General features: G+C 48.7%; 19 protein-coding genes. 6 read left to right on the top strand and 13 right to left on the bottom strand.

What is annotated here, in order from left to right:
• Window positions 1-43: 43 nt before the first annotated feature.
• The 3 genes from yjgA to KFF03_RS01520 are packed head-to-tail and all read left to right on the top strand — an operon-like array spanning window position 44 to window position 2,205.
• Entirely contained in the window at window positions 44-565 is a 522-nt protein-coding gene (gene yjgA / locus KFF03_RS01530) for a ribosome biogenesis factor YjgA (RefSeq protein WP_255858517.1), read from the top strand.
• A gap of 5 nt (window positions 566-570) precedes the next feature.
• Complete coding sequence (locus KFF03_RS01525) at window positions 571-1,290, top strand: hypothetical protein (protein WP_255858516.1); 720 nt, start codon at window positions 571-573, stop codon at window positions 1,288-1,290.
• Window positions 1,291-1,308: 18 nt separating this feature from the next.
• Window positions 1,309-2,205 (top strand): LysR family transcriptional regulator, encoded by an 897-nt coding sequence (locus KFF03_RS01520; RefSeq protein WP_255858515.1) that lies wholly within the window; start codon window positions 1,309-1,311, stop codon window positions 2,203-2,205.
• A 24-nt stretch (window positions 2,206-2,229) separates the two neighbouring features.
• Here the strand turns inward: KFF03_RS01520 and KFF03_RS01515 are convergent, their stop codons facing one another.
• From KFF03_RS01515 to KFF03_RS01485, 7 genes are all read right to left on the bottom strand, one after another.
• Window positions 2,230-2,949, bottom strand: coding sequence for an SDR family oxidoreductase (locus tag KFF03_RS01515; protein WP_255858514.1), 720 nt, complete (start codon window positions 2,947-2,949; stop codon window positions 2,230-2,232).
• A 174-nt stretch (window positions 2,950-3,123) separates the two neighbouring features.
• On the bottom strand, window positions 3,124-4,095 hold the full coding sequence (locus KFF03_RS01510) for a porin (protein WP_255858513.1): 972 nt from the start codon (window positions 4,093-4,095) through the stop codon (window positions 3,124-3,126).
• A 329-nt stretch (window positions 4,096-4,424) separates the two neighbouring features.
• Window positions 4,425-5,147, bottom strand: a complete 723-nt coding sequence (gene phoU / locus KFF03_RS01505) for a phosphate signaling complex protein PhoU (protein ID WP_255858512.1) — start codon at window positions 5,145-5,147, stop codon at window positions 4,425-4,427.
• 30 nt (window positions 5,148-5,177) lie between these two features.
• Window positions 5,178-5,981 carry a phosphate ABC transporter ATP-binding protein PstB gene (pstB, locus tag KFF03_RS01500; RefSeq protein ID WP_255858511.1) on the bottom strand — a complete coding sequence of 268 codons (804 nt, stop codon included), beginning with the start codon at window positions 5,979-5,981 and terminating at the stop codon, window positions 5,178-5,180.
• Window positions 5,982-6,156: 175 nt separating this feature from the next.
• Entirely contained in the window at window positions 6,157-7,437 is a 1,281-nt protein-coding gene (pstA, locus tag KFF03_RS01495) for a phosphate ABC transporter permease PstA (RefSeq protein WP_255858510.1), read from the bottom strand.
• Complete coding sequence (pstC, locus tag KFF03_RS01490) at window positions 7,430-8,803, bottom strand: phosphate ABC transporter permease subunit PstC (RefSeq protein ID WP_255858509.1); 1,374 nt, start codon at window positions 8,801-8,803, stop codon at window positions 7,430-7,432. Before pstC ends, pstA begins: the two co-directional genes overlap by 8 nt.
• Before the next feature lie 107 nt (window positions 8,804-8,910).
• Window positions 8,911-9,954, bottom strand: coding sequence for a PstS family phosphate ABC transporter substrate-binding protein (locus tag KFF03_RS01485; protein WP_255858508.1), 1,044 nt, complete (start codon window positions 9,952-9,954; stop codon window positions 8,911-8,913).
• 251 nt (window positions 9,955-10,205) lie between these two features.
• Here KFF03_RS01485 and KFF03_RS01480 point away from each other — a divergent pair, with 251 nt between their 5' ends.
• On the top strand, window positions 10,206-11,048 hold the full coding sequence (locus KFF03_RS01480) for a hypothetical protein (protein WP_255858507.1): 843 nt from the start codon (window positions 10,206-10,208) through the stop codon (window positions 11,046-11,048).
• Window positions 11,049-11,203: 155 nt separating this feature from the next.
• Here KFF03_RS01480 and KFF03_RS01475 read toward each other — a convergent pair whose 3' ends face one another.
• A complete protein-coding gene (locus KFF03_RS01475; protein ID WP_255858506.1) occupies window positions 11,204-11,881 on the bottom strand; it encodes a zinc metallopeptidase in 678 nt (225 codons plus the stop codon).
• A 143-nt stretch (window positions 11,882-12,024) separates the two neighbouring features.
• On the opposite strand from KFF03_RS01475, the gene ribA reads away from it, so the two are divergent.
• Complete coding sequence (ribA, locus tag KFF03_RS01470; protein ID WP_255858505.1) at window positions 12,025-12,651, top strand: GTP cyclohydrolase II; 627 nt, start codon at window positions 12,025-12,027, stop codon at window positions 12,649-12,651.
• A gap of 1 nt (window position 12,652) precedes the next feature.
• Here ribA and KFF03_RS01465 read toward each other — a convergent pair whose 3' ends face one another.
• The 5 genes from KFF03_RS01465 to KFF03_RS01445 form a co-directional block, all read right to left on the bottom strand.
• Complete coding sequence (locus tag KFF03_RS01465; RefSeq protein ID WP_255858504.1) at window positions 12,653-13,984, bottom strand: HD domain-containing phosphohydrolase; 1,332 nt, start codon at window positions 13,982-13,984, stop codon at window positions 12,653-12,655.
• Window positions 13,968-15,170, bottom strand: coding sequence for a sensor histidine kinase (locus KFF03_RS01460; RefSeq protein WP_255858503.1), 1,203 nt, complete (start codon window positions 15,168-15,170; stop codon window positions 13,968-13,970). The genes KFF03_RS01465 and KFF03_RS01460 overlap by 17 nt, the downstream gene beginning before the upstream one ends.
• A gap of 135 nt (window positions 15,171-15,305) precedes the next feature.
• The gene (gene dxs, locus KFF03_RS01455; RefSeq protein WP_255858502.1) at window positions 15,306-17,183 is read right to left on the bottom strand and encodes a 1-deoxy-D-xylulose-5-phosphate synthase; all 1,878 of its coding nucleotides are present in this window, start codon (window positions 17,181-17,183) and stop codon (window positions 15,306-15,308) included.
• 126 nt (window positions 17,184-17,309) lie between these two features.
• The gene (gene ispA, locus KFF03_RS01450; protein ID WP_255858501.1) at window positions 17,310-18,188 is read right to left on the bottom strand and encodes a (2E,6E)-farnesyl diphosphate synthase; all 879 of its coding nucleotides are present in this window, start codon (window positions 18,186-18,188) and stop codon (window positions 17,310-17,312) included.
• Complete coding sequence (locus KFF03_RS01445) at window positions 18,181-18,471, bottom strand: exodeoxyribonuclease VII small subunit (protein ID WP_255858500.1); 291 nt, start codon at window positions 18,469-18,471, stop codon at window positions 18,181-18,183. Before KFF03_RS01445 ends, ispA begins: the two co-directional genes overlap by 8 nt.
• A 167-nt stretch (window positions 18,472-18,638) precedes the next feature.
• On the opposite strand from KFF03_RS01445, the gene pomA reads away from it, so the two are divergent.
• On the top strand, window positions 18,639-19,394 hold the full coding sequence (gene pomA, locus KFF03_RS01440; protein WP_255858499.1) for a flagellar motor protein PomA: 756 nt from the start codon (window positions 18,639-18,641) through the stop codon (window positions 19,392-19,394).
• Window positions 19,395-19,431 lie beyond the last annotated feature (37 nt).

Genomic DNA, 19,431 nt, shown 5'->3' with positions numbered 1-19,431 from the left:
ATTATCGACCTGACCCGTTGCAGGCCGATTTCCGGACATGATCATGAGTAGAAAAAAAGATTCTTTCGACGAAGAAGAAATCGAATACGAAATCGTCAGTAAAACAGAAATGAAACGCGAGATGGATCGCCTGCAGGAGTTAGGCAAACGTCTGACTGAACTGAATGCCAGCCAGTGGCAGACCCTCACCATCAAAGAGGTGTTATTGGACGCACTGGCCGAAAGCAAACGTCTGAAACACAATGAAGCTAAGCGTCGCCATCTTCAGTACATCGGCAAGCTCATGCGTGATGAAGATGTAGAATTGGTTCAGCACCAGGTGGATTTACTCGACCCCTCCAGCGAAGCGTTTGGACGCCGTGTCGGGCAGTTAGAAAAGTGGCGTGAACGCCTGATTAAAGATGCAAAAGCCATGAATGCCTTTATCGATGAATATCCGGCCGTGGACCGTCAGCACTTACGCAACCTGGTGCGTAATGCCAGTAAAGAAATGAGCGGTGAATCACCGAAACCAGGGGCAGGCTATAAGAAGCTGTTCCAATTTATTAAAGAAACCATGGTGTAACCCATATGGTCGCGGTTCGTCATATTGAACTTCCGGAGCAACAGCTATCACAAACCTTCCTGGTTTTCTCATCGCACGGTGCCAATAGCGATGAGCGCGCACTCAAGACTATTTTAGTTGACCACAAACCATCACTGGTTGGTGTAGCGCAAAACCCGGATGTCATTGTGAAACTGATCAAACCACGCAAATGGCATGATCGGGTTAAAATGTTATGGCGTCATAGCCGTTTGCATAAAGAAGTGGACGGTAATTATTTACTCCGGAATCTGGGCTTTCGGGTGCCGAATATATTGGAAACCGGAAATGGATTCAGTGCCTTAATCGGACGGCCTTTTCTGGGTTATTACCTGATGGAAAACCTGCACCGCGCTGGTTTTGCCGAAGCCAAGCCCCTCTTTATCGATCAACAGCTGAACAATCAACAGCTTGACGACAAACAACAAGCAGATAAACGCGCCGTAATTCTTCAGCAGATTATTGCCGGATTAAAAACACTCAGAGATCAGCGAGTTGTTTTTTCAGACTTCCATTTAGACAATGTTCTGGTAGACGCGGACGATAATCTGGCCTGGATTGATACCGGCGTGACGTATTATCAGTGGTATCGCGGTCACAAGTTTAAAGAAAAGTTTAACTTTTCCATTGAGCGGTTTATTCGTTATTACTCGGCTGATTTTTTCACCGCCACTGAACAGCAGCAATTAAGAGAGTTGCTGCTATAGCAACGCCATAGGCAGCTTATGCTAAATCATCTGAACCTCGCTGATGTCCGCACTTTTGTTTTAATCGCCGAACAAGGTAGCTTTACACGTGCGGCAGAGGTGCTGGATGTGTCACGTTCCCACGTATCACGCCAGCTTAGCGCGTTAGAGAAACAGCTCGGCGTCAGCCTGATGATCCGCACCACCCGCTCGCTGAAATTAACCGATGCCGGCAAGCAGTTTTATCAACAGGCACAAACGGCATTACAACAACTGGAGCAAGCCGCTCTGGCCGCGGTGGATAATACCCGAGAAATTCAGGGCCTCATTCGGATTAACAGTGTTGGCGGGCCAATAGGTGAAGACCTGGTCGCTTCGATGGCCAGTGCCTTTATGCAACAACACGATAAAGTTGATATTGAGCTGGATTTTTCCAGTCACCGGATTGATTTAATTCAGGATGAATTTGATATCGCCTTTCGTATGGGCGAGTTACAGGATGCCGGGTTTGTCGGTAAAAAACTCACCGACTTAAAAATGGATACGCTAGCCAGTCCGGAGTTTCTGAGCCAGCATCCCAAGCTGGATCATCCACGGCAACTGAATACCATTCCCTGCTTAACCGGGTCGGTCAAACACTGGAAGTTTCAGCAGAAACACCAGAAACAACAAACCAGTGACGTGCATGTGGATGGCCGCTTGCAATGCAAAAACGGCCGGGCGCTGATTCGCGCTGCTTGTGATGGCAATGGCGTGATCCGGGTACCCAGCATGTACTGCCACCGGGAAATACAACAAGGCTTGTTAATCCCGGTATTCAGCGACTGGGAAATTCCGCTGGTTCCCTTCTACGCCATTTATCACAAAGATAAATACCAGCCGGTGCGGCTGACAGCTTTTATCGAATTTATCCAACAACAATTCGCTCAGCTGTAAAAGTATTCACCCTTCGTGTTGCAATTAAGGCTGCTGGCGAGTTGGAGCCAGAACAATCTCACGCACACACACACTTTGTGGCTGCTGGTAAGCAAACTCAACCGCCCGAGCCACATCATCAGACGCTAATACACCACCCATGCTGTCTTTCCACGACTGATAACCGTCGATGATTTCATCCGAACTGGTGTGTGACAGCAGCTCAGTTTCAACCGCACCCGGGGCAATAGTAACCACACGAACGTCATCAGCAGCCACTTCTTCACGCACATTTTCAGAGATGGCATGAACCGCGAATTTAGTACCGCAATAAGCCGCGTGATCCGGGAAGGTCTTACGACCAGCGACTGAGCTGATGTTAACAATGGTACCACTTTTACGCGCTTTCATCGGTGCCAGTACCGCTTGCATACCGTTCATCAGGCCAATCACGTTCACGTCAAACATGGTCTTCCACTCTTGTGGATCCTGAACGTCTAACTGGCTCAGTAACATAACACCGGCATTGTTTACTAACAGGTCGGCCGGGCCAAATTGTGCTTCAGCTTTGACAATCGCTGCTTCAAACGATGCTTTATCGGTAACATCAACTTTTTCACACAAGGTGTTCGGCAGATCCAGTGCGGCTAAACGCTCAACACGACGTGCCAGCAATAACAGCGGATGGCCAGCAGCACTCAGACGCTGAGCAATCGCTTCGCCAATGCCAGAGCTGGCGCCGGTAATAACAACTAATGGTTTCATCTTTTTTCTCCTGCTGGTTTTCATCATTTGCAAGCAGTGTAGACCATCATCTTTTGTTGATATATACAGGACAGATCACCAAACTATTGCTGTATAACAACAATAAATAACAGGTATAAAAAACCGCCTAGCCGGAGAAACTAAGCGGTTTTGCGTTCAGGCTATTAAATAACCTTAGAACTTGTACTCAATACCAACACCAGCGTAGTCCGTGTTGTCAGAGTCTTTGTAGTTGTTCGCGGTGTAATAAACAAACGCTTTTGCGCCTTTACCCAGCTTGTAGTCTGCGCCAACAGAAGTGGTGCGCGCACCGTCTTCATCACGGATTTCAGATTCACCGTGCTGAGCTTTTAATTTAACCGCACCCAGCTTGTAAGATGCAGACAGTAACCAACCTTCAGTTTTTTCACCGTCTTCGTCTTGTTGTTCCCACAGGGCACCCAGTTGAGCACCCGCGATGTTCACCTGAGTCACGGCACGCAGAACGTCGGTATCATTGCCTTCAACTTTATCGTCGTAAGCCACACCGAAGTAATAATCACCACGGGTATAAGTCAGGCTGGTAGAAACCGCGTCTTTACGATCACTTGAACGATCTTCAGAAGCAATTTGATCTACTTTTAACTGCAGGCCAGCAAACTTAGGCGACGTGTACTGAACGCTGTTTTCTTCACGATTATCGCTGCTGGTGATGACAGTTTTGATGTCACCTTCTAAGTCGTTAAACAGGTCAACTTTCTTTTGCAGCTTTTTCAGTGGCGTATCGAAACGACCAATGATTACCTGACCATAATCGCTGTCTAAACCAGCATAGGTGTTACGTTGGGAAAAGGTTTCAGAGCCTTCTACTTCTACTTCCAAACCAGTTTCAGTTTCACCTTCAAAGGTCTCATCGTTATCACCATCAGCATTGTACTGATACTCAACCTGGTAAATAGCTGTCAGACCATGGCCCAGTTCACCTTTGCCTTTAAAACCAATGCGAGAAGCGTTTGATTTCACTTCGCTGAAGCTATTACCGCCTTCAGTTGCATTCTGAACAGATACGTTCGCTTTGCCGTAGAAGTCAGGCATATCAATTTCAACTTTCTCGGCTTGTGCCAGAGCAGGAGCAGTCAGAGCAAGGAATAAAGCAGTTTTTTTCATCGTTAAAAATCCAAAGTTATCAAAGCATCTGGCAACAATGAGTGACTGCGTTTGCCGCCGCTTTCACTGTCTGCCGAACTGGTGACAAATTTATTTCAGCAATGTTACATCTTTGTTACATCCATCAAATATATTTCAAAAAGATGACATTAAGATTTCATTAACATGACCAAATACGAACAATAACTGGGGATTTGCTGGCATTATCACTTCGTTATTGCTAATGGCAGCCTAGCAAACAATACCGAAGTTGTTTTCTGGAGACCTAAAAAACGGCCGTGTTGCATCACAACACAGCCGTTTTTGTCTTTCGCTCAGAGCAAAGAACGTTAGTCTTTGGTCGCTTGCTCAGCCTGCTCTTCAATCTCGGTTAACGAGCTGTGTCGCACATCCGCGCCACTGACCAGATAAATCACCTGCTCAGAGATATTACGGGCATGGTCGCCAATACGTTCGATGGCACGCAAAATCCACAGGATATTAATTGCCTGAGAAATTGAACGTGGATCTTCCATCATATAAGTCATCAGCTCGCGTAATGCCGCCGCATACTGGTTATCCACCAGCTTATCGTTACGCACTACCTCAATCGCACCATCCACATCATGACGGGCGAAAGCATCCAGTGCTCCGGCGATCATTTTGGTCACTTCTGCGCCCATGTAACGCATGGCCTGCTGACAAATCTCAGAACGGCCTTTATCGGCCACTTCTAAGGCATGAATAGCAATTTTACAGGCTTCATCACCGATGCGCTCCAGGTCGCGCACCACACGAGAAACGGCCAGTACCATACGCAAATCGGATGCTGCGGGCTGGCGACGTACCAGAATCTGAGTACATTCCTGGTCGATGTTAATTTCCATATTATCCACTTCTTCTTCACGGCGGATAATATCGTCAGCCTGACTGGTGTCGCCAGAACAGATCGCATCAATGGCATTCGCTACCTGACGCTCAACCAGACCACCCATGCCCATCATATGGTTACGAATGGCTTCCAGATCAGCGTTAAACTGACCGGAAATGTGTTGGTTAAAATTCATTTCCATAGGACTTTCCTTATGTTGAAGGCGCTGGCCTTATCCGAAGCGGCCGGTGATATAAGCTTCTGTTAATGAGTGCTGAGGCGTGGTGAATACCTGATCGGTCGGATTCACTTCAATCAGCTGGCCCATATGGAAATAGGCGGTGCGCTGAGATACACGCGCAGCCTGCTGCATCGAGTGAGTCACAATCGCGATGGTGTAGTTTTCACGCAATTCATCAATCAACTCTTCAATTTTAGCAGTTGCAATCGGATCCAGTGCAGAACAAGGTTCATCCATCAGAATCACTTCCGGGTCGACCGCAATGGTACGGGCAATACACAGACGCTGCTGCTGACCACCCGACAGGCCAGTACCTGGTGCATGCAGACGATCTTTCACTTCATTCCATAAACCCGCACGTTGCAGGCTTTTTTCAACGATCTCATCCAGGTCAACACGAGACGATGCCAGGCCATGAATACGTGGGCCATAAGCGATGTTGTCGTAAATGGATTTCGGGAACGGGTTCGGCTTCTGGAACACCATACCGACACGGGCACGCAGAGGGACAACATCCACTTTCGGATCATAAATGTTTTCACCGTCGAGCAGGATTTCACCTTTGATATTACAGATATCAATGGTGTCGTTCATGCGGTTTAAGCAACGCAGGAAGGTGGATTTACCACAACCGGACGGACCAATCAGGGCAATCACTTCGTTAGAACCGATATCCAGGTTCACATCGTAAATAGCCTGCTTCTCGCCATAAAACACCTGAACATTGCGCGCACGCAGCTTGGCATTGTCTGAAAACGGCTCGCCATTGGTTTGGTGGTTTTCGATGATGCTCATAATATTCAATCCAAATATTCGTTAAATTCTTATGTAGCCATCCAGCCCACGCATTTAAATATACATAGCTACGTTCAAAATTGATCATTTATAGCGATAAACTCACAATTTTTGCCTTGCTCTGAATATTTTACTGCGCCGCCTGAATAGCTACTGGATATTCAATACAGGCCGCTTACCAGCGACGCTCCAAACGGCGGCGTAACCAAACCGCAGCGGTATTCATTACAATCAGGAAGCACAGCAGCACAATAATGGCACCTGAAGTACGTTCCATAAAGGCACGTTCCGGGCTGTCAGACCACAAGAAGATCTGTACCGGCAATACCGTCGAAGGATCATTCACAAAGCCAGGTACATCAACAACAAAGGCAATCATACCAATCATCAGCAAGGGTGCAGTTTCACCCAATGCCTGCGCCATACCAATAATGGCACCGGTTAACATACCCGGCAGCGCCAGTGGTAACACATGGTGGAATACCACCTGCATTTTTGATGCACCCAAACCAAATGCCGCTTCGCGAATGCTCGGCGGAACGGCTTTAATCGCGGCACGACCGGAAATAATAATGGTCGGTAAGGTCATCAGAGTTAAAACCAAACCACCGACTAACGGGGTAGAACGGGCCACACCAAAAATATTAATAAAGATCGCCAGACCTAACAGGCCAAAGGTGATCGACGGTACGGCAGCCAGGTTATTAATGTTAATTTCCACCAGCTCGGTAAAACGATTACGCGGAGCAAACTCTTCCAGGTAAATCGCTGCTGCCACACCAATCGGGAACGATAACAGGAAGGTCACGAGTAACGTCAGTAAGGTACCTTTAATTGCACCGTGAATACCGGCCAGCTCAGGTTCACGCGAGTCACCATTGGTGAAAAACAGTTTGTTGAAACGTGTATGCAGCTGCCCTTCATCGATCCATTGATTCAGAACCGTCAGCTGAAACTCGTTAAACTGATCGTTATAACCACGCTCGCGGTCATGTTTAAACCACTGGTCAACGGCATCATCTGCCAGTAAAGCGATGCTCAGTTCTTTACCCAACAACTCAGGGTTGGCCTGTACCGCTTCGATCAACTGCCAGGAAGCACCTGCACTCACCATGCCGTATAACGCACGGCGATTTTTACGACCTTTAGGTTCGTACGTTTTTTTCAGGTGACGCTTAATCAAACCTTCAAAGTTGGCGGCACGGATTTCTTTTTCACTGGATTGGGCCGTCAGCCCAAGGTAATCCGCATCCAGAAGAACGGTTTGTTCAACCACGGTCTGGCTGAACGCCGAAGTACCCTTTGACAGAATATCGCCAAACAACACCACCAGGCATAACAGGCCAAACAGGATCGAAGCCATACCATATACGCGGAAGCGCGTTTCCGCCGCACGGCGTTTCGCCATGCTTTTTTCAACTTTTTCGCGCGTCGTTAAGTTGGATGAATTAGTCATATTGCTCTCGGTATTTCTGTACAACTTTCAGGGCAAAATAGTTCAGCGTCAGTGTCACCAGGAACAACACCAGACCTAATGCAAACGCCGCCAGTGTTTTCGGTGAATCGAATTCCTGGTCACCCACCAGCAAGGTAACAATCTGAACGGTTACGGTAGTCACGCTATCCAGCGGGTTCGCCGTCAGGTTGGCCGCTAGGCCTGCCGCCATGGCAACAATCATGGTTTCACCAATCGCACGGGAAACGGCCAGCATAACCGCACCCACAATACCCGGCAGCGCCGCCGGAATAACCACTTGTCGTACGGTTTCACTGCGTGTTGCACCCAGGCCGTAACTGCCATCCCTTAAGGATTGTGGCACCGCATTAATCACGTCATCAGACAAGGATGAGACAAATGGAATGATCATCACCCCCATCACCAAACCAGCCGCCAAAGCACTTTCGGAAGAAACTGCCAAGCCCATGCTTTCACCCAGCCCGCGAATCACCGGGGCAACGGTTAACGCAGCAAAGAAGCCGTAAACTACCGTAGGGATACCGGCCAGTACTTCAAGCGCCGGTTTGGCGTATTTACGCACGGTTTCATTGGCGTATTCCGACAAATAAATAGCCGACATCAAGCCCACTGGAACCGCAATCACCATGGCGATAAAGGAAATTAACAAGGTACCGGCAAACAGCGGCACAGCACCAAAACTACCGGATGAACCAGACTGATCGGCACGCAATGCAACCTGAGGAGACCAGGTGGTACCAAATAAGAATTCAATCGGGCTGACTTTCTGGAAGAACATCCAGGCTTCGTATAACACTGATGCCAGAATGCCTACCGTGGTTAATACCGCCACACCCGAGCTGGATAACAATAACGCTCCAACAATGCTTTCCACCTCAGTACGGGCACGCATCTGTGGCTGAATTCGACGCCAGCTGTAACCCAGCCCCAACAGCGCCAGCATCACAACCGCACCGGCATTTAATAATCGGGTGCGCTCTTCCAGTGCCAACAGGTGTTTTACCGCAGGCTCCAGTGAAGCATCCGCACTCACTCCCGCCCCCGTTGCCAGGTTGTGCACTTTACTCAACGCCAGCTGAATATCCGTTGGCGTGCCTTGTTGAATGGATGCAGGCAATTGAGCCACCAGCAGCGTATCAATCACCGGCCCTTGCAACAGACTCCAGATGATCAACAAAATCAATGCCGGCAAACCGGTCCAGAGTGACACTAAGGCACCGTAATGAGTCGGCAGAGAGTGTAATTTACCTCCCTGATTTGCGATTGCCCGGGCACGGTTGCGGCCAAGCAAATAGGCGCCCCCGAAAAAGATCAGGATCGCAATGATTAAGCTACTGTAATTCATGGTGTTAGCTCATGGCGTTTCGTGAGTGTATTTAACGTGCAAAAGCCGAGGTGTAAAAACCCCGGCTTAAGCATCGAACAAAGGCCCGCATTGTATGCGGTCGCTAATTATTTAGCAGCAATTGGTTTCAGGTTTTTCACATTGGAAACCACTTCGGCACGCTCGTCATCCATCATAGGGATCATGCCTTTATCTGCCAGGTAACCGTCTTCACCCATCGCACGCTCAGAGGTGAACTCAGCCAGGTACTCTTCGATACCTGGAATCACACCGACGTGTGCTTTCTTCACGTAGAAGAATAATGAGCGGCTAACCGGGTAATCGCCTTCAGAAATGGCGTCAAACGTTGGCAGCTTGCCGTCAACTTTAGAGCCCTGAACCTTGTCAGAATTTTGCTCCAGGAAGCTGAAGCCGAAGATGCCCAGTGCATTCGGGTTAGCCACCAGCTTCTGTACGATCAGGTTATCGTTCTCACCCGCTTCAACATAAGCGCCGTCTTCACGCATACCGTGACAGATTGCTTTGAACTTCTTCTTGTCCTGCTTTTTGATTGCCTTGATGAAAGGAACTTTCTTACAGCCACCTTCCATTGCCAGCTCAACAAATGCGTCACGAGTACCGGACGTTGGTGGTGGACCTAATACCTCAATCTTGCGGTTAGGCAGAGCTGGATTTACGTCTTTCCAGGTTTTGTATGGGTTCTCAACCAGAGTTTCAGTGCCGTCTGGGTTTGGAACGTTTTTCGCCAGTGCCAGGAAGATATCCTTACGGCTCAATTCCATACGGTCAGCTGCTTTGGTGTTTGCCAGTACGATACCGTCGTAGCCTACTTTCACTTCAACGATTTCAGTTACGCCGTTTTTCGCACACAGTTTGATTTCAGACGACTTGATCGCACGAGAAGCGTTGGTGATATCCGGAGTGCTGCCGCCAACACCCGCACAGAACAGCTTCAGACCACCGCCAGAACCGGTTGATTCAACTTTAGGCGTGCGGAAGTCAGTCGACTTACCAAAACGCTCAGCAACAACGGTTGAGAATGGGTAAACGGTTGAAGAACCAACAATGCTGATGTAATCACGTTCAGCCTGAGCAGCAGTGCTCAGTGCTGCAGCCATTACAGCCGCGCCGGTCAACAGTACTTTTTTCATAGTGACTTCCTTCTTTCACCGCTGTGCGGTATTCGGTAGTTGATCATTTGATGGCGGGCATTATTTGACAGCAATGTTACAGAAATATGACAACGAACAATCTGCATGACAGAGAGATTTCAGTTTTATGACAACCGCACAAGAAAGCGCATGCAAACAGCCTGAATAACTCGGCTGTTTGGCTGATTGAATCGGCTTGCGGTAACGCTAATATCATGGCTTTACGGCCATTATGAAACCGGAGATCAGGGATGAGTTCTGCTTTTCAACACCTTCACTCAGTATCATTGAACGCAGATGATGCGCAACAATTATTAGGCACACTTAGCAATAAGCCAGGCGATATTCAGGCGGCTTATCAGCACCAATACCGCAACTGTGCACTGGAGCTGGCCAGGGTTGATACTCAGGCGGAACAGCAGCAATTGGAACAACACCTGAGCCAGTTACGCCAGGCCAAAGCCGTATTACTACATGAACCAGGTGCATTACATCAAGAACCAGGAACACGACCCCAAACGCTAATATCTACTTCAGGACACCAGCACGACACAAACACCTCGCCCATCCATCGTTCCTTAAAAGTGTTAATTTCCTCCACTCTGGTTATTGCGGTCTGTGCGGTCGTCGCGCTGGGCAGTTTTTTGATGAACCAGAAGCAGCAGTTAACCCACCTGCAACAACAGCTGAGTGAACAATCTCTGCATCAACACTTATTGCAGGAAACCCTGAGCCAGAACCTGCTGCGCCAGGAACAGGCTCACCAACAGTGGCTGACGGCTCTGGATCAGCAGCAACAACTGCTACAACGGCAACATCAGCAGATAACTCAACAACAACAGCAACTGAGCCAGCAGCAAACCCTTAACACTCAGCTCAATCAACAAATCGGAGAGGTTCGCCAACGTTTAGCCAGCGAGCAGCAACAATCACTGGCCTTACAGCAACAGGTAGCACGCCTGAATCAGCAATCAGGAGTGTTAATCAGTGAATTATGCCAGGACAGTGCCGAGGTTTTCCCGCAGCCAGAAACCAGCATGATGCCAGCCTATATGAACCGTTGCCGGCTGCTCTGGAGCCTGGCAAGTGACTAGCAGGTTGTTGAAAAACTACTTACGTTGCCATTACGGCGTTAAAAATCAGCTCAAAATGCTCATTTATTACTTATAAACTGCGCGTTTTCGTTGATTTTTGCCTTGTTCTGGCTTCCTCAGAAACATTTTTCAACAGCCTGCTAGATAGCGCTTCGCTAGCGCCGTAAATAACGCAACCAACGCCAGACGTTTAATAAACTGGCCAACGAACCAGCCACATAGGTCAGCGCTGCAGCTCTCAGAATCTGACGCGCAGAAGCCATATCCTGCTCATTAAAGTAGCCTCCCTCTTCCAACAAAGGCAGCGCCTTGTTAAAACTGGCATCCCATTCGACCGGCAGCGTCAGTAGATGCATCACGGTACCCAACAACATAGCTCCAACTGCAATCACCAGTGCTAAACGAGATGCCGCCGGAGCCAGGCTGATCAGGAGTGGAGCTGCCATCAACGCCAGGGGAGCCGTTTTCTGTGCCCAGTAAGTCAGATGAGCCAATAGTGTCCGTGTCTGAAACATAGCCTCACGACGATGATGTTGCAGTGCATGACCCACTTCGTGTGCTGCGACCACCACTGCGGTGAGCGTTTTACCTTCCATTTTGTCTGCACTCAGACGAACCATTTTGTGCTGTGGGTCGTAATGATCACCGTCGGGAGTGACCTCAACCCCAACACCGTCAATTCCCAGCTTCATCAACAAATGATGCGCCATGTCTTCACCGTTTCCGGGAAACTCGGGCCGATGCCGACTGTGCTTCTTCAACACGTATTGCACCCAGATGCCCGGCAAACTGAGCGCCAGCAATAATGTCAGAAAGAGAACTACCCAAAACATAAAACGAACCAGAACATAAGCGTGTGTATTCAAGCAGTAAGCCAGTGAGACACTCTATTCTAACGCTAAATTAGTCACAGCGTGGCTTGACTGCTAGAATACGCGCCCTGTTTCAAACGCTGGGTACGCCAGAGGTTAGTATTTTGACCATTAAATTCATCGCTTCCTGCAAGCTTCCAACACCGTTTGGTGTATTTACTATGCATGGTTTTGAAGAAACCAGCAGTGGTAAAGAGCATGTTGCCTTAACCATGGGTGACATTGCAGATGGTGAGCCGGTACTGGCTCGTGCACACTCTGAGTGTCTTACCGGTGATGCCTTGTTTTCGATGCGTTGTGATTGTGGCTATCAACTGGAAGAAGCGCTGCGTTCTGTCTCTGAGGCTGGCCGGGGTGTGGTGCTGTATTTACGCCAGGAAGGCCGTGGTATCGGTCTGCTGAATAAGGTGAAAGCCTACAATTTGCAGGATCAGGGCGCTGACACCGTTGAAGCTAACGAACAGCTCGGTTTTGGTGCTGATATGCGTAACTATTTTATGTGCCAGCCGATGCTCGATACGTTAGGCATCAAAGCCATTCGTCTGATGACTAACAATCCACGCAAAGTGAAAGCGTTATCCGATGCCGGAGTCGATGTGGTTGAACGTGTGCCGCTGGAAGTCGGCCGTAACCCTCACAACGATGGTTACCTGAAAACCAAGGCAAGTAAGTTAGGTCATTTTTTGCCTAAAGACGGTGACATCATCACACACCAGGATGACGAGGCCTGATTCAGGCCACATCCTGGCGATGAATATGCAGCGTCAGCTGATGGCCTTCGAACTGGCGCTGTAAAGTATGTAACTTATCAACGTGGCGCTCAGTTAATTGCGTATCCGCCGACAACAGCACCACTCCTGCCGGGCTGACCAGATTACCAGCCAACACCATACCAACACGCGCATCACAAACAGCAACCCGCTCAACATTCGATACCACACTTTCGGAAAAGTCTTTCAACACTTCCATAAACACATCAACCAACTCACGGTCGTAGCGCTGCCCTGACATCTTGAGCAGATAGGTTTGTGCATCCGCAGCGGTGAGTTTCTGCCCCAGAAAATTATGGTCGTTCTGCAACTCAGCGTAATCACTGACAATGCGCAGGATTCTTGCTTCTTTAGGAATGGCTTCCCCGGAAAGGCGATCGGGGAAACCGCGACCATTATAAAGTTCAGTATGTGAGCGAATAATGTTAGCGGCATTCTGTAAGGGCTCCAACATCATTAATGAGGTTTGCCCGGTAATACTAAAACGTGCAAATTCCTTTTTCTCTTGCGGACTCATTTGTGTTAATGATTTTTGTACGATGCTGTCAGAGAAACTGATTTTGCCAAAGTTTTTCAGCAACGCCGCATAATACACATCCTGAATCGCCTCACCGCTAAGGCCTGAAAATTCAGCAAATGATTTTGCCATACGCGCCAGTGTTTCTGACCCACCTTTATCCTCTCCCAGTCGGGATTCAATCATGCCCACCAGAATGTGCACCATGCTGTTAAATTCCTGGTGCAGTGAACGCAAGGCGTCGTGCAGTTTATTTTCGGCCTCACCCACTTCCTGCTGATGTTTTTCTTCGAGCTCTTTATTAAGACGGGATAACTCACTGTTCTGCTCGACAATATGTGCATTTAAAGCATCATTGGACAACTTCAGATCACGAATATCCAGGGCTTCAATAACAACACCTTTTAACTCATCATTGTCCCAGGGCTTGGCAACATAGCGGTAGACCTTGCCATCATTAATGGCACTGATCGCAGACTCCAGCTCAGAAAATCCAGTTAACAAAATACGGATCATCTCCGGCCAGCGCTGATAACAGTTTTTTAATAATTCAGCACCATTCATCCCCGGCATACGCATATCTGATATCACGACATCGTATGACTCCTGGTTTAACAGCTGCAGCGCTTCTTCACCACTGGCAACCACCTCAACATCATAACCACGACGAAATAAGCGTTTCAGCGCCTGACGCACTGGCTCTTCATCATCAACAATAAGAATTCGGCCGCGCTTTTCTTCCGCAAATTCAAACCCGGTTTCAGGTTGGCTGAGCATCGTTTTCTCCATCATGATTTATTGGCAGATAAATCGTGAAGCAAGCCCCCTCTCCGGGAGCTGTTGTTAAATCAATTCTGCCGTGATGTTCTTCAATTAATTTGTAACACAGGGATAAACCAATACCGGTTCCCTGATCAGCATCCTTAGTGGTAAAAAAAGGATCAAACGCACGCTCGGCTGTGGTTGCATCCATACCCGGGCCGTTATCGGACACCTGTAATACAATATAGTCGCCTTCAACGTATTCGCTGAAATGAATCTCACCCGAATTGTCTTCAAACGCCTGAATTGCATTCACAATTAAGTTTGTAACCACCTGAGCGATTTGTGACGCATTACAAAATACATCTGGCAACTCAGTAAATGTTGTTGTGAGTGATACGCCATGCTTCAAACGACTGGATGCAATATTCATCACACTGTGAATATCAACATTAAGATCACAATATTTTTTGTCCTGATCTCCGCGGCTGCTGAGGCGTTTCATATCCTGAATGATTTTCCGTACACGCTCGATACCTTGCAGGCTATCGTTCAAGCGCTCGGGTGCATCAGCCAATACCTGCTGAATACCCAACTCCTGAAAAGCACTTAATAACTGTATGTAAAATTCAGAATTTACATCCAGGGAATCCGATGCTTTATCTAATACCGCAACAAACGCTAATAAAGATTTCAGATCGGTATCAAGTTCCGACAAATTACTACTGACATAAGCAACCGGGTTATTAATCTCATGGATAATACCTGCCGAAACCTCACCCAAATTAATTAAGCGTTCTGACAAATGCGCCTGATCCTTAGCAGCCTCCAGCTTTCGGTTCAGATTTTGTAATTCATAATTACTTTTCAGCAACTCTTTTTGACTATAGGCCGTCAGTTGCAATTGCTCCGCCAACGTCGCTTCAGCATCGGATACTTGTTGCTGGGCATCATCAAACTGTTGTTTCAACACAACAACAGCTTGAGATTTTTGAGTGAGTTTTCTCAAAAGCAGCCATAGTCCACCGGCAACAAAAAATGACACGACATAGAGAAAAAGCAGATAAGGATTATTTTTAACAGAATTATCACTTTCAGAATTTCGCCCTGCCAGTTCCATGCTCGCTTCAGCCAGCAGCAATAAGAGCAATCCGACAAACACCGATATTGCAAGATGAAGCAGAGAAGTGATTCGCAGCACCTGCTAATCCCTGAAAATAATGTTGTTATTTCAGTTAAGCAGCAACTGCCAGCAAAAGCGAAGAAAGGGATGTCAAATTCATCCCTGTTTATGAGATTAACTACGACGTGATGTATCAGACACAGAGATAAAGAATCAGGACTTTATCAGACTGTTGATGGTATCGATCAGGGTTACGCTGTCTAAACCAACATCCGCGAGCTGCTGCGCTGGAGCAGCATGATCAATATAACGATCCGGAATACCTAACACGCGGCAAGGTGTTGTGATGCCATGTGTGGATAAATGTTCCAGTACAGCGCTGCCTGCACCACCGGCGATGGCGTTTTCTTCCAATGTGATCAGGTAATCATGCGTACTTGCCAGCTGCTCTACCAACTCCGTATCCAGTGGCTTCACAAAACGCATATCAGCAACCGTAATATCCTGCGTTTCAGCGACTTGTAACGCGGTATTTAATGGCGCACCAAACACCAATACGGCGACACGCTTTCCGGCTTCTGCCTGAGTTTCACGACAGACTCGACCCTTGCCCAGCGGCAGAGCCGTCATAGCCTGATCCGGCACAACACCAGTCCCCGAACCGCGAGGATAGCGCACCGCAGCAGGGCCCTGATATTGATAGCCGGTATACAACATCTGACGGCATTCGTTTTCATCCGATGGCGTCATCACTACCATATTCGGGATACAACGCAGATAACTCAGGTCATAAGCTCCATGGTGTGTCGGACCATCTTCTCCCACTAGTCCTGCACGGTCGATGGCAAACAAGACGTCGAGATTCTGCAACGCCACATCATGAATCAGCTGATCATAACCACGCTGTAAGAAAGTAGAATAAATAGCCAGTACCGGTTTTGCCCCTTCACAGGCCAACCCTGCCGCGAGTGTCACCGAGTGTTGCTCGGCAATAGCGACATCAAAATAACGTTGTGGGTACAACTCGGAGAAACGAATAAGATCTGAGCCTTCACGCATCGCTGGCGTAATGCCCATCAAGCGCTCATCGGCTTCCGCCATATCACACAACCAGTTACCAAACACATTGGAGTAAGTGGGCTTGGGCGCGGCTGAAGGAGCGGAACCGGCTTTTTTTAACGCGTGATACTTAATCTGATCGGCTTCGGCTGGCGCAAAGCCTTTGCCTTTTTTGGTCACCACGTGCAGGAATTTTGGTCCGGGCAGCTTTTTCAGATTATCGAGGGTATGCACCAGCTCTTCGGTGTCGTGGCCGTTAATCGGACCATAATAATTAAAGCCAAGCTCTTCAAAGATGATCCCTGGAGCCACCATGGCTTTCATATGCTCTTCGGTCTTACGTGCCAATTCCCAACCGGCAGGCAATTTACCCAAAACCTTTTTACCCCCTTCACGCAGGGAGTTGTAGGTCTGGCTCGACCATAAGCGAGTGAAATATTTGTTTAATGCACCAACGTTATCGGAGATCGCCATGTCGTTATCGTTGAGAATCACCAACAAATCCGACTTTTCATGACCCGCGTGGTTTAACGCTTCAAACGCCATGCCAGCGGTCATGGCACCGTCACCAATGATAGCAACGGCCTGGCTGTCTTTGCCCTGAGCGCGCATCGCCAGGCTCATGCCCATCGCGGCGCTGATCGAAGTACTGGAATGACCCACGCCAAAAGTATCGTATTCACTTTCACTGCGTAGCGGGAACGCCGCCGGGCCTTCGGCACTGCGAATACGGGTCATCTGTTCACGACGACCCGTCAGTATTTTATGTGGATAAGCTTGATGGCCAACATCCCAGACCAGCTTATCGTCCGGAGTGTTAAAGACGTAATGCAAGGCAACCGTGAGTTCTACCACACCCAGCCCGGCACCAAAGTGGCCGCCCGACTGCCCGACGCTGTACAGCAGAAATTCGCGCAATTCCTGACACAACTGCGGCAGCTGTTCTTGATCTAAACCACGAACATCAGCCGGCAGATTAACGCTGTCCAACAACGGCGTTGATGGTCGGGAAGCTGGAATTTCGGTAAACATCAAATCTCACACATCCGGTCACAGCGCTTGTTATATCAGCAAGAGGCTGCTGCGCTTTTAAATAGGGCGCACATTCTAACGGTTCACACCCACAATGAGTAGCATCAGAAAGGTAAGTGACCCGAATCAATGGTCACGTTGAATAATATAATCTGCCAGTACCGCCAACACCGAAGTATCACCCGGTAGCACCTGTAAGGCCTGCTGTGCTTCGGCCACCAACTCCTGGGCTTTTTGTTTCGCACCATCCAAACCCAATAGTGCCGGATAGGTGGGTTTGTTCAACGCCAGATCTGCCCCCTGAGTTTTACCCAGCGTGGCGGTATCACTTTCAATATCGAGAATGTCGTCCTGTACCTGAAACGCCAGACCAATGGATTCGGCATACTGCCTGAGAGCAGCCAACACATCAGCTTCAACTGTCTCCTGTACCGAATAGGCGCCCATTTCCACCGCAACACGGATCAGCGCCCCGGTTTTATGGCGATGCATATTTTCCAGCTGCGCCAGGGTCATCGACTGGCCCACATGGTTCAAATCAATCGCTTGCCCGGCCACCATTCCGGCACCACCAGCGGCTTTAGACAACAAACGAATCAGTTGCAGGCGCTGACCGTCAGACAGAGGGCTGTCAGCCAGCACTTCAAATGCGGCGGTTAACAGGCCATCTCCCGCCAGAATGGCCGTCGCTTCATCAAAGGCGATATGACAGGTGGGTTTCCCCCGACGCAAATCATCGTCATCCATCGCTGGTAAATCATCATGCACCAGTGAATAACTGTGCACCATCTCCAACGCACAAGCGGCAGCATCGGCTTGTTGCCAAGTACCATTCAACGCCTGAGCCGTGGCATAAGCCAAAAATGGACGTAAGCGTTTACCGCCATTGAGTAAGCCGTATTTCATGGCATCCGCCAAACGGTCATCAGCCAGATTTAACCCGGCCAATGCTTTCAGCAACTGAGCTTCAACCCGCTGCTGCGCCTGGGCCAGCTGATCACGCATGATGCTGATCCCCGCCGTTAAATGGATATGCCTGTGATTCGCCATTCTGCTCCATCAGAATCTGTACCCGCTGCTCCGCCGCAGAGAGTGCTTGCTGGCATTGTCGGGTCAGGTGGACTCCCTGCTCAAACGCTTGCAGCGAGTCCTGCAGTGACAACTCACCACTTTCCATACGCAGTACTAACTGTTCAAGCTGCCCCAGCGCCTGCTCAAATTCAAACTGTTGATCGCTTTCCGAAGCGGTGGATGAAGGTGTTGTGTTGTTTGTTGTGTGTTCAGTCATAGCAGCAGGCCTGTTGAGATGCGGCAACACTAAACCCACGGCTGACAGATTGCAATTCGGCTTAATCAGCAATCAAACAGGAATAACCGCAAACATTGTCTAAACTCTTTAATGAGTTTTGTTTTACGTAATTTCATTTCTTCTCGCAGGAATCGCAAGGAGCAGTAGTGGATCTCGCAACGTTAGTCGGATTAGTCGGCGCTTTTGGCATTGTTATTTATTCCATGATTCTTGGTGGTGACATCAGCATGTTTGTGAACGTGCCGTCACTGCTGATTGTTATTGTCGGCAGTATCTTTGCTGTGATGATGAAATATGAGCTGGGGCAAGTGTTAGGTGCCGCCAAGGTCATGGGCAAAGCCTTTATGTTTAAGCTCAGCAAGCCAGAACCCGTCATTGAAGAGGTGGTGGAGCTGGCAGGTTTGGCACGTAAAGGCGGCCTGTTATCGCTGGAAGGTAAGGAAGTCAGCGATGATTTTCTCGCCAAAGGTATCCAGCTGCTGGTCGATGGTCACGACCCGGATGTGGTGCGCACCCTATTAAATAAAGAAAAGAAGTTATCCACCGATCGTCACGATTTGGGGGCCTCCATCTTTTTGGCATTGGGTGATGTTGGCCCGGCAATGGGCATGATTGGTACTCTGATTGGTCTGGTTGCCATGCTCGCCAACATGGACGATCCAAAATCCATTGGCCCGGCAATGGCGGTTGCCCTCTTAACCACCCTGTACGGCGCCATGATGGCGACCATGTTCGCCCTTCCCATTTCCGACAAATTAACCCTGCGCATGAATGAAGAAGATCGTCTCAAATCGATGATCATTGATGCCCTGTTAGCGATTCAGAGTGGTCAGAATCCACGGGTGATCGAAACCATGCTGCAATCCTATATTCAGGAAGGGAAACGGGTTTCTTCAGAATAAGACACTCTGAGCCGATACCCTAAGTAACTGCCCATAA

This window comes from Bacterioplanoides sp. SCSIO 12839, assembly GCF_024397975.1.
Taxonomy (GTDB): domain Bacteria; phylum Pseudomonadota; class Gammaproteobacteria; order Pseudomonadales; family Oceanobacteraceae; genus Bacterioplanoides.
This window is presented reverse-complemented; position numbering and strand designations above follow the sequence as displayed.